We start from the raw sequence: 13,443 nt of genomic DNA on the forward strand, positions 1-13,443 counted from the left end.
GCCCTGATGATGGCGAGCGTTGCTTGCATCGGTGAATGCATGGTCGAGCTCCGGCAGGCGCAAGGCGGCGCGTCTGCCGGGCAGGGTGGCGGTCTCTACTCGCGCGGCTTCGGCGGCGATACTCTCAACACGGCCGTGTATCTGGCCCGGCTGGACGTCAAGGTCGATTATCTCACCGCGCTCGGCGATGACGCTCTGAGCGATGAGATGGTCGCGGCCTGGAATGCGGAAGGCGTCGGCACGCGGCGTGTCGTGCGGCTCGCGGGCAAGCTGCCCGGGCTTTACATGATCCAGACGGATGGCAAGGGCGAGCGCCAGTTCTTCCACTGGCGCGACAGTGCGGCCGCGCGCCAGCTGATGAGCCTGCCGGAGACGGACGAGCTGCTCAACTCGCTGATGAGCTATGACATCGTCTATCTCTCCGCGATCACGCTCTCGATCTACGACGCGGCCGGGCGCGAGCGCCTGTTCGGCGCGATCAAGCGCGCGCGCCTGCTCGGCACCCGCTTCGTGTTCGACACCAATTTTCGCGCCCGGGGATGGCCGGATCGCGATATCGCGCGGGAGGTGTTTGCGACCGCCTTCGCGGCCGCCGACATCGTGCTGACCTCGACCGAGGACCTACTTGCGCTCCATCCCGGCGAGAGTCACGATCAGCTGATGGCGCGCATCCCGACGCCGGAGCTAGTGTTCCGTCTGCCCGAGCCGGTGAGCCTGTTGCGCTATCCCGGTGGCGCTAGCGAGGTCCGCGCCGAGCCCATGACCAAGCCCGTGGTCGATACCACCGCCGCCGGCGACAGCTTCGCCGCCGCCTATATCGCGGCCCGGCTCGCCGGCGCCGAGCCGGTCGAGGCGGCCCTATCAGGACATCGCCTCGCCAGCCTCGTGATCTGCTATCCCGGCGCCATCATTCCGGGCTATGCCATGCCTCCGAAGAAGCGGCACCGGCCGGCGGCCCCCCGCCAGGCCAGCAAGTAAACAGCGACCAACGTGAATCGAGACCTATGACCACCGCTGCTCAACAGAATCACCTCGTCGCGCTGTTCAAGACCGCGACCGTCATTCCCGTCCTCACCATCGAGCGCATCCAGGATGCGGTGCCGCTGGCGCGCGCGCTGGTTGCCGGCGGTGTCCGCACGCTGGAGGTGACCCTGCGCACCCCCGTTGCGATCGAAGCGGCGCGCGCGGTGATGACCGAGGTCCCCGAGGCGGTCGTCGGCATCGGCACCATTCTCAATCCGGCAGACTTCAGCCGGGTCGAGAAGCTCGGGGTCGCATTCGGCATCAGTCCGGGCCTGACCCCCGATCTGCTCAAGGCCGCGACCGACAGCTCCTTGCCGTTCGCGCCGGGGATTGCCACGGCTTCGGAGCTGATGATGGCGCTGTCCTACGGCTTCGATGTCGCAAAGTTCTTCCCGGCGGAGCAGGCCGGCGGCATCAAGGGCCTGCGCGCCCTCGGCGGGCCGTTCCCGAACGTGCGATTCTGCCCGACCGGCGGGGTGGGCGAGGCCAATGCCGCGACCTGGCTGGCCGAATCCAATGTCGTTGCGGTTGGCGGGTCCTGGCTGTGCCCGACGGCGGAGATCCGGGCCGGGAACTGGGCCGGCATAACTGCCATCTGCGAGCGGACCCTCAAGGCGCTGAAAGCCGCGTGAAGTCTTGCCATCCCTGGGCTAAGACTTAGCTCAGGACAAGACCTGCAGGGAGAGACGACCATGACCGCCAGCATCGTCGGATGGGCGCATACGCCGTTCGGCAAGTTCGACACCGAAACCGTCGAAAGCCTCGTCACCCGCGTCGCCAACGAGGCACTGGCGGACGCTGGCATTTCGGCCTCCGACGTCGACGAGATCGTGCTCGGCCATTTCAATGCCGGCTTCTCGCCGCAGGATTTCACCGCCTCGCTGGTGCTGCAGGCCGATCCCAAGCTGCGCTTCAAGCCGGCAACCCGCGTCGAGAACGCCTGCGCCACGGGATCGGCCGCCGTGCATCAGGGCCTGCGTGCGATTGCCGCAGGGGCCGCCAGAATCGTCCTGGTCGTCGGCGTCGAGCAGATGACGCGCACGCCGAGCGCCGAGATCGGCAAGAACCTGCTCAAGGCCTCCTACCTGCCCGAGGACGGCGACACGGTCGGCGGCTTCGCCGGCGTGTTCGGCAAGATCGCCAGCTCCTATTTCCAGAAATACGGCGACCAGTCCGATGCGCTGGCCCTGATCGCGGCCAAGAACCACAAGAACGGCGTCGCCAATCCCTTCGCCCAGATGCGCAAGGACTTCGGCTTCGACTTCTGCCGCGCCGAGAGCGAGAAGAACCCTTACGTCGCCGGTCCACTGAAGCGCACCGACTGCTCGCTGGTTTCCGACGGTGCCGCCGCCCTGGTGCTGGCCGATGCCGAGACCGCCAAGGGCATGACCAAGTCGATCGGCTTCCGCGCCACTGCGCACGCCCAGGACTTCCTGCCGATGAGCAAGCGCGACATCCTGCAGTTCGAGGGCTGCACGGTCGCCTGGCAGCGCGCGCTGGAGAAGGCCGGTGTCACGCTGTCCGATCTCTCCTTTGTCGAGACCCATGACTGCTTCACCGTCGCCGAGCTGATCGAGTACGAGGCCATGGGCCTGACGCCGAAGGGGCAGGGCGCCCGCGCGATCAAAGAAGGCTGGACGCTCAAGGACGGCAAGCTGCCGGTCAATCCGTCCGGCGGCCTGAAGGCCAAGGGCCATCCGATCGGCGCCACCGGCGTCTCCATGCATGTAATGACCGCGATGCAGCTCGCGGGCCAGGCGCCCGAGGGGATGCAGCTCAAGAACGCCAAGCTCGGCGGGATCTTCAACATGGGCGGCGCAGCCGTCGCCAACTACGTTTCGGTGCTCGAGCCGCTCAAGTAAGCTCTCGTAGGGTGGGCAAAGGCGCGAAAGCGCCGTGCCCACCATCTTTCTTTGCGCCAGATCATGGTGGGCACGCTTCGCTTGCCCACCCTACGGCTCCTGATTGATTTGCGGAAAGTATCATGAGCAACGAATACGAAAATTCACTCTCCCTCGACGCACTCAACGATCGCATCGCGATCCTCGAGGACAACATCCGCCAGCTCATCGAGCAGGCCGCTGCCGCCTCCGGCGAGCAGAACGAGTCGCGGATTGCTGACCGGATCAACCAGCAGAATGACGAGCTCGACCGGCTCTTGAAGATCCGGGAATCCCGTCAGAAGAAATAGCGACCGACGTCGCTCCGCGGCGCATGCCGCCATACGCCGCCCGCTCTTGCGCGAGCGGCGGCACTGCCGTTAGCTGGACCGAAATTGCGGGGCACTTGAGCCCCGCGCAATCGGGAGCAAACGATGGGGCCGCTGAAGGGCATCAAGGTCATCGACATGACCACCGTGCTGATGGGGCCTTATGCGACCCAGATGCTCGGCGATTACGGTGCCGACGTGATCAAGGTGGAATCGCTGGACGGCGACGTCACCCGCCTGATCGGTCCGATGCGTCACGCCGGCATGGGGCCGGTGTTCCTCAACACCAACCGCAGCAAGCGATCGATCTGCCTCGATCTGAAGAAGCCGGCGGGCCGCGAGGCCGTGCTGCGGCTTTTGAAGGACGCCGACGTGCTGGTCTACAACGTCCGCCCTCAGGCGATGGTGCGGCTGCAGCTCGGCTACGACGTCGTCTCCACCATCAACCCGCGCCTGGTCTATGCTGGCGTGTTCGGCTTCGGCCAGGACGGCCCCTATGCGGCAAAACCCGCTTATGACGACCTGATCCAGGGCGCCACTGCGTTGCCGGCGTTGATGGCGCAGACGGGCGATGGCGTGCCGCGCTATGTCCCGAACGCGCTCGTGGATCGGATCGTCGGCCTTACCGCGGTCGGCGCGATCTGCGCCAGCCTGGTGCACCGCGACCGCACCGGCCGCGGCCAACGTCTGGACGTCCCGATGTTCGAGACCATGGCCGGCTTCGTCATGGGCGATCACATGGGCGGGCTCACCTTCGAGCCGCCGCTCGACAAGGGCGGCTATGCCCGCCATCTCTCGCGCGACCGCAGGCCCTACAAGACCTCGGACGGCTACCTCAGCGTCATCGTCTACAACGACAAGCAATGGGAGAACTTCTTCAAGGCCACGGGGCGCGACGACCTGCGCACCGATACCAAATTCGCGACCTTCGCCGGCCGCGCCGCCAATATCGACCTCGTCTATGCCGAGCTCGCCCGCATCTTCGAGACGCGTCCCACGGCCGAATGGATCGACCTGCTGACGAAAGCTGACGTGCCGGTGATGCCGATGCACGATCTCGCCTCGATCCTGCACGATCCGCATCTGGAGGCGACCGGCTTTTTCCCGGTGGTGACACATCCGACCGAAGGGCCGATCCGCAGCATGAAGGTGACGGCGACCTGGTCCGAGACCGAAGCCGAGCCGGTGCGCCTGGCGCCGCGGCTCAACGAGCACGGCGCCGAGATCTTGCGCGAGATCGGCTATTCCGCCGCCGAGATCGCGGCCATGATCCGTGACGGCGTCACGTGTGACGCGCCGGAGTAGGGGAAGGTATGGCGCAAACTCTCTCATCCGTCATTCCGGGGCGCGACGAAGTCGCGAGCCCGGAATCCATAACCACGATCGGGAGTATGGATTCTCAGGTGCGCAATTGCGCACCGGAGCTCGCGCCAAGGGGCGCGCCCCGGAATGACAGCGGGGGCGCGCCATGAGCTTCATCACCGGCGTCGGCCTCACATCTTTCGGCAAGCACGAGGGCTCCTCTTCGCTCGACCTGATGAGCCAAGCGGCGCAAGCCGCGCTGGACGATGCCGGCCTCGAGCGCACCGACATCGACGGCATCCTCTGCGGCTATTCCACCGTCTTCCCGCACATCATGCTCGCCACCGTCTTCGCCGAGCATTTTGGCATCTGCCCGTCTTACGCCCATGCCGTTCAGGTCGGCGGCGCTACGGGCCTCGCCATGACCATGCTCGCACATCATCTCGTGGAAGCCGGCGTCGCAAAACACGTGCTCGTCGTCGCCGGCGAGAACCGGCTCACCGGCCAGAGCCGCGATGCCTCGATCCAGGCGCTGGCGCAGGTCGGTCATCCCGATTACGAGGTGCCGCTCGGCCCGACCATTCCCGCTTATTACGGCCTCGTCGCCAGCAGATACATGCACGAATATGGCGTGACCGAAGAGGACCTCGCCGAGTTCGCGGTACTGATGCGGGCCCACGCCTGCAGCCATCCCGGTGCGCAATTTCACGATCCCATTGCGGTCGCCGATGTCATGGCCTCCAAGCCAGTGGCGATGCCGCTCAAGCTGCTCGATTGCTGCCCGGTCTCCGACGGCGGCGCGGCGTTCGTCGTCAGCCGCGAGCGGACCGGGGAAGCGGGCGTGCGCATCCGCGGTTGCGCCCAGGCCCACACGCATCAGCATGTCACGGCAGCGCCCGCGCTCAGCGAGCTCGGGGCCGAGATCTCCATCGCCCGCGCGAAGGCGGCCACGGGTCTCGCGATTTCTGACGTGCGCTATGCTGCGATCTATGACAGTTTTACGATCACGCTTGCGATGCTGCTGGAAGACCTCGGGCTGGCCGGCCGCGGCGAGGCGGCCGCGCGCGTGCGAGCCGGCCATTTCAACCGTGGCGGCGCGATGCCGCTAAACACCCATGGCGGCCTGCTCAGCTACGGCCATTGCGGTGTCGGCGGGGCCATGGCGCATCTGGTCGAGGCGCATGTGCAGATGACGGGGCGGGCGGCGAACCGCCAGGTGCGCGACGCCTCGATTGCGCTGCTGCATGGCGACGGCGGCGTGCTGTCGTCTCACGTCAGCATGTTCCTGGAGCGGGTCAGATGACCGAGCGACTGGCGGACTGGACCCAGGGTGAAGAGGCCATCACCTACCAGACCTGCGCCGCCTGCGGCCATGTGCAGTATTTTCACCGCGCCTTCTGCTCGGCCTGCGGTGCATCCGGCCCGCGCGAGCAGCGCGCCAGCGGCAAGGGCAGCGTGTATGCGACCTCGCTTGTTTGCCGCGCCGCAACGCCCGAGACGCGCGCGCACGTGCCCTATACGATCCTGCTGGTCGATTGCGCCGAGGGTTTTCGCATGATGGCCCATGGCGAGAATGACCTCGCCATCGGTGATTCGGTGGTCGCGAGCTTCAAGCCGTTCGCCGGCAAGCTCGTGCCGTTCTTCGCCAAAGCCAGATAGTGTAGACGGGGGGACCGAGGAGAGGGATCCGTCATTCGGGGGCGGTCATGTGACCGAGCCTGGAACGGGAATTCTGGGCTTGGCTTGTGCGAGAGCCACCCCGGAATGACGAAAACTCCTCAAACGCCGAACTCAACGCCCGTAGAACAAGATGCTGGCGATGACGAGCATCGCCGTCACCGCCAGCATATGCGCGAACGCTCCCGAGGCAGCCCCCTTGGTGGCTTCCTTCATGCCTTTTTCTCCCTAGACTTGGGCGTGACTCATCGTTGCGTGGTGAGCGCACACGACGGCCAATTATGTTTTACTCGGAACACCCCTTGCGAGTATCCGCCGCGATTTGTCCCCCCGCGGCGAATATCGACTGTGTCAGGGTCGATCAGCAATGCGGCGGCAATTTGACTCGATGATGTTGCTCCTGCGTCCCCGCGCGAATAGAGTCATCGGAAACCCGCGCCGATCGCGACAAGAAGCATCAAAAGATCAGGGAAAACCTCAATAAAATCATGGCCCGCATTCAGTACAGCGACCCGTCCAAGGCATCCGACCGCACCCGCGAAATCCTCGACAAGAACCGTCATGCCAACATCTTCCGGATGATGGCGCATTCGCCGAGTTACTTTGAGCAATATTGCCGCCTAGGCGGCGCGATCAGGCACAAGGGCGAGCTCGATCCTGTCGTGCGCGAGCTTGCGATCACCCGCACCGGCATCCTGTGCGAGGCCCCCTATGAGATCGTCGCGCACAAGCGCATCGGCAAGAATGTCGGCGTCACCGACGAGCAGAACGAGGCGCTCGAGAACTGGCAGGCCGCATCCTGCTTCAACGAGGTGCAGCGCGCCGCGCTCGCCTTCACCGACGAGATCGTGAAGCTGAAGAAGCCGACGGATGCGACCTTCAAGGCGATCGCATCGAAGCTGACGCCGTCCGCGCTGGTCGAGCTCCAGCTCTCGGTCGGCTTCTACATCATGACCTCGAAGTTCCTGGAGACTTTCGAGATCGATCTTCAGCCCGTCACCGAAGTGGTGGGCTGACTAAAGCGTTTTCGAGCGAAGTGGGCACCGGTTCGCGTGAAGAAAACGCATCAAAACAAGAATCTAGAGCTTCGGTTCTGATTCAATCAGAACCGGAAGCGCTAGACGCAAGCGCGAGGGATGCCGATGACGATCGACGAATATGCGGCCTGGGCCGCAACCATTGCGAAAGTCGAAGAGCATCCGTCCAACGAGCGGCTGTCCTATCTCGGCCTTGGCCTTGCCGGCGAGGCCGGCGAAGTCGCCGAGCACATCAAGAAGCTCTTGCGCGACGATTGGCTCGATAAGGCGGGTCTCGTCGAAGAGCTCGGCGATGTCGTCTACTACTGGGCCTGCCTGTGCGCCGCCACCGGCCAGCGGCCATCTGCGCTGCTCGATGCCAGTGCCGCCAAGATCAGGCGACGCATCAGCGAAGCGGCGAGCCGGTAGGCCGCGGCTCACGTTGAGGTCAGAATATCCACCTTGGCGTTGGCAACGATCAGGCGATCGGCCAGGAGCTGGGCCAGGTTCCGCATGATGCATTCGCTGGCGCGGGGGTGCTGCTTGCGGAAGCGCTCGAAATCCTTCAGCGGCACCTCGCAGGCTGTCGCTGCCATGTCGGCGAAGACGTCGGCGGAGCGGGTCTGTTCCAGCAACGCCATCTCGCCGAACGCCATGCCGGCGGTGAGCGTCGCCAGCCTGACGCCGTCGGGCAGGGTAACGTGCACCGCGCCGCTGCGCAGGAAGTACAGGGCATCGGCGGGATCGCCGGCCGCGAGGATCTTCGCGCCGGATTGATAGGTCCTGATGGTGCAGAGCGAGGCGAGATCCGTCAGCTCTTCCTCGCTCAGTCCGGTCAGCAGCGGCTGCTCGGCAAGCTCGGTGGTCTCGTGAAAATCGATCGAGCCGCCGTAGCGATACACGATCTGGTCTTCGGCCCATTCGATCGCGGTATCGAGCAGATAGAAGTCGCGGACGTTCTTCAGCTCGGCGGTCCATTCGCGCAAGCTGTTCCATTCCTTGGACGCGCGCCTGACGCCTGACAGCACGACGGTCACGTTCAGTGCCGCAAGCTCCTCGAAGGCTTCCGCCACAAGCCGCGCGCCGGCCCGCGTGGTCGAGGTCACGCGGTGGAGATCGAAGATCACGAATTGCGGCCGCATTCGTCCCGCCAGCCGGCGCGAGATGTAATCCACCGCCGACAGCGACAGCGTGCCGACCAGCTCGATGATGCGCACCTCCTGCTCGTGCGCGGCGAGGATCTCGCGCTCCTGCGGGCGGCGCACGCGGCGCGACGGGCTCTTGCCGATGTCGTAGTCGGCGATGACCACGTTGCGCGCGTCGTCGCTGCGGTTGAGCATGTGCAGGTCGTAATGCGAGGACAGCGCCTCGCAGACCTTGATGCCGCGCACGCTGCTGCCGTGCTTGTCGAGCTTTGGCGAATAGCTGCCGAGCCCGAGGCGGGCAGGGAGCGCGGCCAGGATGCCGCCGCCGACGCCGCTCTTGGCGGGGATGCCGATGCGGTAGATCCACTCGCCCGCATAGTCGTACATGCCCGAGGACGTCATCACCGACAGCGTGCGCGAGATCGCGTAAGCGCTCAGCACCTGCTCGCCGGTGACCGGATTGATGCCGCGATTGGCGAGCGTCGCCGCCATCACCGCGATGTCGCGCGCGGTCACCAGCACGGCGCATTGCCGGAAATAGACGTCGAGCACGCCGGCGACGTTGTCCGAGATGACCGCGTTGGTCTTCAAGAGATAGCCGATGGCGCGGTTGCGGTCGCCGGTCTGGCTTTCGGAAGCATACACGGCCTCGTCGACAGAAAGATCGCGTCCCGCAAAACGGCTGAGCGCAAGGCGGATTTGCTCGAACGCCTCCGCGCCCTTGCTGTCGTAGATCAGCCCGGTGCAGGCGATCGCCCCGGCATTGACCATCGGGTTGAACGGATGGTTCTCGGAATTGAGCCGGATCGAGTTGAAGGGATCGCCGGAGGGCTCGACGCCGATCGCGCCTTCGACCTTGCCGGCGCCGAGCAGGTCCAGCGCCAGCGCAAACACGAAGGGTTTCGACATCGACTGGATGGTGAAGGGCACCCTGGAGTCGCCGACTTCATAGACGTGGCCGTCCAGCGTCGCCAGGCTGATGCCGAAATAGGCGGGGTCGGCCTTGCCGAGTTCGGGAATGTAATCGGCGACATGGCCCGACGTCTCGGCGGAGAATTCGCTGAGACAATTGTCCAGAAACCGCAGCAAGGGTGGCTTCGAGCGGGTCCAAGCGGTGGCGAGAGGCGAGAGCGGTTTCATCGCCTCCCTTGTGCAACGCAATCAGGGTACGCGCAACCCGTCCGGCATCACAGGCTGGCGCCGGACCAGGAGAAACGCGACCAGAATTGTCGGCAGCAGGATGCCAAGGCCGAGCAACGTCACCTGCATCTGCGACAGCGGCATGATGCCGCCGCCCGGGGTCGCCACCACGAAGCCGCCGATCACGAGCAGCACGCGAATGGGCCATTGCAGGCTGCCTGTGCCGCGCAAGTCGCCGACGAACGGCTGGTAGCCCTGGATGCCGCCGCAGATGAAGAGCGTGCCGAAGGCGGCGAGGCCCATCAGGCCGAGACCGGCGAGATAGGGGCTCGGGCCCTGCAGCACCAGCGCCGGATTGAGCACGAAGAAGAACGGCAGGAAATAGATGATGCTGCCGACCCACATCGATTCCCAGCCGGTCTTCATTGCCGGCGATCCGGCGATGCCGGCGGCCGCGAATGACGCAATCGCGACCGGCGGGGTGATCGACGACAGCATGCCCCAGTAGAAGATGAACATGTGCACGGCCATGCGATTGAGCCCGAGCTTCTCCAGCGCGGGCGCGACCAGGATGGCGAGGAAGATGTAGCAGGCCGTCGTCGTCAGGCCGAGGCCGAGAATGAGGCTGGTGAGCGCGCACATGCCGAGCAGCAGGAAGGCGTTGTCGCCGGCGATGTGCAGGAGGTCGTTGGCAAGGCTCGACACCACGCCCGTCATCGAGAACGCGCCGATCAAGAGGCCGCAGCCGGCGAGGATGCCGACCAGCTCGACGAAGGTGCGGCCGTTGACCTCCAGGAACTTGCCGATCGTCGCGAACGTCCAGCGCGTGTCCTTGGAGAAGAACTGGTTGAGCACGAGCAGCAGCGCGGTGGCGTAGAACGGCGCGTGGCTCTCGCGCTTGAAGTAGAGCAGCATCACGATCAGGAGCGCGATGACGAAGACGTAGTACCAGCCGTCCTTGATCGTATCCATGAGCCGCGGCAGCTCGGCGCGCGGAATGCCCTTCAGCTTGTGGCGCGCGGCATAGGCATCGACCTGCATGAATAGCCCGACATAGTAGAGCACTGCGGGAATGATCGCCGCGACCGCGACGTCGGCGTAGCTGACGTTGAGGAATTGCGCGATGACGAAGGCGGTCGCGCCCATCACCGGCGGCGCCAGCACCGCGCCGGTCGAGGCGCAGGCCTCGATCGCGGCGGCATAGGACGCGCGGAAGCCGCTCTTCTTCATCACCGGGATGGTCATGGTGCCGGCGGTGAGCACGTTGGAGATGATCGAGCCGGACATCATGCCGAGCAGGCCGCTGGCAAAGATGCAGACTTTTGCCGCGCCGCCGCGGAAGGTGCCGCACAGCGCGAAGGCGAGGTTGATGAAGAATTTTCCGGCGCCCGTCATCATCAGCGCAGTGCCGAACACCAAAAAGCCGATCACGGTGTCGGCGAAGGCCTGGATGGGAATGCCGAGCAGGCTCTCGCCGGAGAGCACATGATAGGCGGTCGCCTGCTCGAGCGTCGATTGCGTGCCGCGGAACGGTCCGAGCCAGCGGGCTTCGGCGAACAGCGGATAGACGGTGAAGGGCAGCACGCTCAAGAGCAGGCTCCAGCCGCCGGTGCGACGCAGCGCTTCCATCAGCATCAGCCACATTACGAGGCCTGCGGCGATCACCGTGTTGGGCGCGCCGCCGAATTCCCAGCCTGCCTCCGCCGCCTTGCGCACGTTAACCATCAGCATGAGCGCCGCCGCGAAGGTCACGACGAACAAGACGAGGTCATACCAGGGAACGCGGTCGAGTGGCGCGCGTTCGGCGCCCGGAAAGATCAGGAACGTGAACGGCAGCATCAACGCGATCAGGAGATAGAAATATTCCGTGTTGAGCTGGGTGTAGCCGACGAAGAAGCGCAGCGAGAATTGCTGATTGATGCAGAGCAGGATCGTTGCGGCGGTCGCAACAATCAGCGTCCAGCGCCAGGCGCCACGCAACGTGCGCACGCGCGTCACCTCCGCCTCCTGCAAGTTGCCGACCGCGCCATGCGGATCGTCGAACACGATCCGCTTGGGCTCGTCGTGCGGGGCGGTGGTGGTGGAAGAAGACATCATCGACCCAGTGCGTTAGGCGAATGGCAGTGGTTTGAAGCGGTCGGGCCGCGGGCGACCAAACCTCTCCCGCTTGCGGGAGAGGTCGCGCCGAAGGCGCGGGTGAGGGTTTTCTCCTCTCGGGGAGTCCCTCCGCGGAGACAACCTCTCCCCAACCCTCTCCCGCAAGCGGGAGAGGGGGCGCAGCTCCCTCGTGGCGACGATCAATGCCCTCACCAAGACTATTCCTCGAACCCGTTCGGCATGCCGGCTTTCGCCAGCGCCGCGGCGCGCGCCTTCATCCAGCCATCGAGGAACGCCTTGTCGTCCGACGGCGGATTGGACTTGCCGTACTCCGTCCACGCGGCCGCCAGCACCTCCTGGCGCTTGATCAGCTGATTGTTGTGCGCCTCCTGCGCATCGCTCCAGTGCCCGGCCTCTTTCAGCGCCTTCACCGCGCCGGGATGCACCGGCACCACCCAGTTCTTGGTCTGGCGGTCGGCCGCAAGCCCGCCGGCGCCGGGCGCGGAATCCTTGTAGGCGTCGTAATTGACGATCATCGCCTTGGTGATGGCGTAGACCTGGTCGGCCGGTTGCGAGGCGTAGGCGACGAAGATCGGGTAGGGATAATTGCCGAGCTCGACCGGCTTCTCCGGCGAGATGCCGGCGCCGCAGGTCGCAAGCTGCGGAAAGAAGAACGAGCCGACCTTCTGCATCCGCGCCCAGCCTTCCTTGTCCTTGGCGGGCAGCGGCGGCCAGATCAGGCCGCGCGGCGAAGTCTCGGCCTCCTTTGCGGGGCCGGTGATGGTGGTGCCGAAGGCGGCATCGACGTCGTTGTTGATCAGGCCTTTCCACATCGCGCCGTAGCTTGCGAACTCGACGGCCTTGACGTCGTTCTTGGTCAGCCCGGCGAAAGCGAGCACCGCGAGCGAGTTCTGGTTCAGCGCGGGCGAGCCGACCACGAAGCCGACGCGCTTGCCCTTGAGGTCCTTCAGCTCCTTCACGCCGGTGTCGGCGGCGACCGCGAGCGAACCGCAATTGCAGTCGACGGACGAGAGCAGGATCTGCAGTGCTTGCGGACCCCATTCCTTCGAGCCGAACTCGAACACGCCTTCCTGCGCGAAGTAGGTGCCCGATCCCATCGCTGCGGAAGCCGCGCGCTTGGCGCGAAGCGGCGCGAGGCGCGCGACGTCGTTGCCTGCGGGCAGCACGCGCACGTCGGTGCCGTATTTGTCCTTCATCATCTTGCCGACGCCGACCGCGATGTTGAATCCGGCGGTGCCGGTGTCATAGGCGGTGAAGGTCAATGTCGCCGGCAGCTTGATGTCTTCGGCGAACGAATAGCGTGTAGACGCAAAAGAAATGCCCGCCACCAGAGCAGGCGCGAGCACGAGCAGCCCACGAAGCATGTTTCCCTCCAATGATCCTCGCTTGACGCGAAGATTTTCATTCTTTGTTTGAAACAACGTTTTGTTTGAAACCGATCATGTCACCGCGATCAAGCGATGGCAACGCCGTACCCGCCCGGGCGGGAATGCGACTGACACATTGTCGCGGAAACGACCGGACAACGCAGTTAGTTCGCGACAATCGCGATTGCCTGTCCCTCGGCAACGACGTCGTCGACCTTCACCAGAAGCGATGTAATCGTGCCGTTCGCGGGCGAGGGCACTGGGATCTCCATCTTCATCGCTTCGACCACCACAACGTCATCGCCATCCGCGACGGTTCCTCCAACTTGCACGGGAGTTGCGCAGATGCGTCCCGCGACCTCGGTGACGATCTTAATTTCTGGCATGCCATCGCCTTTTTGTTGTCGCCGCAAAATGCCTGAGGTAGCGTCGTCTGCAAGTGGAAT

General features: G+C 64.9%; 13 protein-coding genes. 9 read left to right on the top strand and 4 right to left on the bottom strand.

Annotation, left to right across the window (positions count from 1 at the left end; all coding sequences use genetic code 11):
• Positions 1-9: 9 nt before the first annotated feature.
• The 9 genes from HZZ16_RS03135 to HZZ16_RS03175 all read left to right on the top strand — a co-directional run bounded on the left by HZZ16_RS03135 (position 10) and on the right by HZZ16_RS03175 (position 7,656).
• Positions 10-978, top strand: a complete 969-nt coding sequence (locus tag HZZ16_RS03135; RefSeq protein WP_197947269.1) for a sugar kinase — start codon at positions 10-12, stop codon at positions 976-978.
• A gap of 26 nt (positions 979-1,004) precedes the next feature.
• Positions 1,005-1,655 carry a bifunctional 4-hydroxy-2-oxoglutarate aldolase/2-dehydro-3-deoxy-phosphogluconate aldolase gene (gene eda / locus HZZ16_RS03140; protein ID WP_197947030.1) on the top strand — a complete coding sequence of 217 codons (651 nt, stop codon included), beginning with the start codon at positions 1,005-1,007 and terminating at the stop codon, positions 1,653-1,655.
• Positions 1,656-1,715: 60 nt separating this feature from the next.
• Positions 1,716-2,885: an acetyl-CoA acetyltransferase gene (locus HZZ16_RS03145; protein ID WP_122403737.1), complete on the top strand. Its 1,170-nt coding sequence runs from the start codon at positions 1,716-1,718 to the stop codon at positions 2,883-2,885.
• 122 nt (positions 2,886-3,007) lie between these two features.
• A complete protein-coding gene (locus tag HZZ16_RS03150; protein WP_197947031.1) occupies positions 3,008-3,214 on the top strand; it encodes a hypothetical protein in 207 nt (68 codons plus the stop codon).
• Positions 3,215-3,337: 123 nt separating this feature from the next.
• On the top strand, positions 3,338-4,537 hold the full coding sequence (locus HZZ16_RS03155) for a CaiB/BaiF CoA transferase family protein (protein ID WP_197947032.1): 1,200 nt from the start codon (positions 3,338-3,340) through the stop codon (positions 4,535-4,537).
• 163 nt (positions 4,538-4,700) lie between these two features.
• Positions 4,701-5,837 carry a thiolase family protein gene (locus HZZ16_RS03160; RefSeq protein ID WP_197947033.1) on the top strand — a complete coding sequence of 379 codons (1,137 nt, stop codon included), beginning with the start codon at positions 4,701-4,703 and terminating at the stop codon, positions 5,835-5,837.
• Complete coding sequence (locus tag HZZ16_RS03165; RefSeq protein ID WP_197947034.1) at positions 5,834-6,193, top strand: Zn-ribbon domain-containing OB-fold protein; 360 nt, start codon at positions 5,834-5,836, stop codon at positions 6,191-6,193. The genes HZZ16_RS03160 and HZZ16_RS03165 overlap by 4 nt, the downstream gene beginning before the upstream one ends.
• A 506-nt stretch (positions 6,194-6,699) precedes the next feature.
• Positions 6,700-7,227 (top strand): carboxymuconolactone decarboxylase family protein, encoded by a 528-nt coding sequence (locus HZZ16_RS03170; protein WP_197947035.1) that lies wholly within the window; start codon positions 6,700-6,702, stop codon positions 7,225-7,227.
• 126 nt (positions 7,228-7,353) lie between these two features.
• Entirely contained in the window at positions 7,354-7,656 is a 303-nt protein-coding gene (locus HZZ16_RS03175) for a nucleoside triphosphate pyrophosphohydrolase family protein (RefSeq protein ID WP_197947036.1), read from the top strand.
• A gap of 8 nt (positions 7,657-7,664) precedes the next feature.
• On the opposite strand, the gene glsA is transcribed toward HZZ16_RS03175, so the two are convergent.
• The 4 genes from glsA to HZZ16_RS03195 form a co-directional block, all read right to left on the bottom strand.
• The gene (gene glsA, locus HZZ16_RS03180) at positions 7,665-9,512 is read right to left on the bottom strand and encodes a glutaminase A (protein WP_197947037.1); all 1,848 of its coding nucleotides are present in this window, start codon (positions 9,510-9,512) and stop codon (positions 7,665-7,667) included.
• Between the two features lie 21 nt (positions 9,513-9,533).
• Positions 9,534-11,609, bottom strand: a complete 2,076-nt coding sequence (locus tag HZZ16_RS03185) for a TRAP transporter permease (protein WP_197947038.1) — start codon at positions 11,607-11,609, stop codon at positions 9,534-9,536.
• 218 nt (positions 11,610-11,827) lie between these two features.
• A complete protein-coding gene (locus tag HZZ16_RS03190; RefSeq protein ID WP_197947039.1) occupies positions 11,828-12,994 on the bottom strand; it encodes a TAXI family TRAP transporter solute-binding subunit in 1,167 nt (388 codons plus the stop codon).
• Positions 12,995-13,161: 167 nt separating this feature from the next.
• The gene (locus tag HZZ16_RS03195) at positions 13,162-13,383 is read right to left on the bottom strand and encodes a biotin/lipoyl-containing protein (RefSeq protein WP_197947040.1); all 222 of its coding nucleotides are present in this window, start codon (positions 13,381-13,383) and stop codon (positions 13,162-13,164) included.
• Positions 13,384-13,443 lie beyond the last annotated feature (60 nt).

This window comes from Bradyrhizobium glycinis (assembly GCF_016031655.1).
Classification (GTDB): Bacteria; Pseudomonadota; Alphaproteobacteria; order Rhizobiales; family Xanthobacteraceae; genus Bradyrhizobium; species Bradyrhizobium glycinis.

Coding starts and splice junctions, on each gene's coding strand:
- HZZ16_RS03135 (WP_197947269.1), top strand. CDS start 10: ATGGCGAGCGTTGCTTGCATCGGTGAATGCATGGTCGAGCTCCGGCAG.
- eda (WP_197947030.1), top strand. CDS start 1,005: ATGACCACCGCTGCTCAACAGAATCACCTCGTCGCGCTGTTCAAGACC.
- HZZ16_RS03145 (WP_122403737.1), top strand. CDS start 1,716: ATGACCGCCAGCATCGTCGGATGGGCGCATACGCCGTTCGGCAAGTTC.
- HZZ16_RS03150 (WP_197947031.1), top strand. CDS start 3,008: ATGAGCAACGAATACGAAAATTCACTCTCCCTCGACGCACTCAACGAT.
- HZZ16_RS03155 (WP_197947032.1), top strand. CDS start 3,338: ATGGGGCCGCTGAAGGGCATCAAGGTCATCGACATGACCACCGTGCTG.
- HZZ16_RS03160 (WP_197947033.1), top strand. CDS start 4,701: ATGAGCTTCATCACCGGCGTCGGCCTCACATCTTTCGGCAAGCACGAG.
- HZZ16_RS03165 (WP_197947034.1), top strand. CDS start 5,834: ATGACCGAGCGACTGGCGGACTGGACCCAGGGTGAAGAGGCCATCACC.
- HZZ16_RS03170 (WP_197947035.1), top strand. CDS start 6,700: ATGGCCCGCATTCAGTACAGCGACCCGTCCAAGGCATCCGACCGCACC.
- HZZ16_RS03175 (WP_197947036.1), top strand. CDS start 7,354: ATGACGATCGACGAATATGCGGCCTGGGCCGCAACCATTGCGAAAGTC.
- glsA (WP_197947037.1), bottom strand. CDS start 9,512: ATGAAACCGCTCTCGCCTCTCGCCACCGCTTGGACCCGCTCGAAGCCA.
- HZZ16_RS03185 (WP_197947038.1), bottom strand. CDS start 11,609: ATGATGTCTTCTTCCACCACCACCGCCCCGCACGACGAGCCCAAGCGG.
- HZZ16_RS03190 (WP_197947039.1), bottom strand. CDS start 12,994: ATGCTTCGTGGGCTGCTCGTGCTCGCGCCTGCTCTGGTGGCGGGCATT.
- HZZ16_RS03195 (WP_197947040.1), bottom strand. CDS start 13,383: ATGCCAGAAATTAAGATCGTCACCGAGGTCGCGGGACGCATCTGCGCA.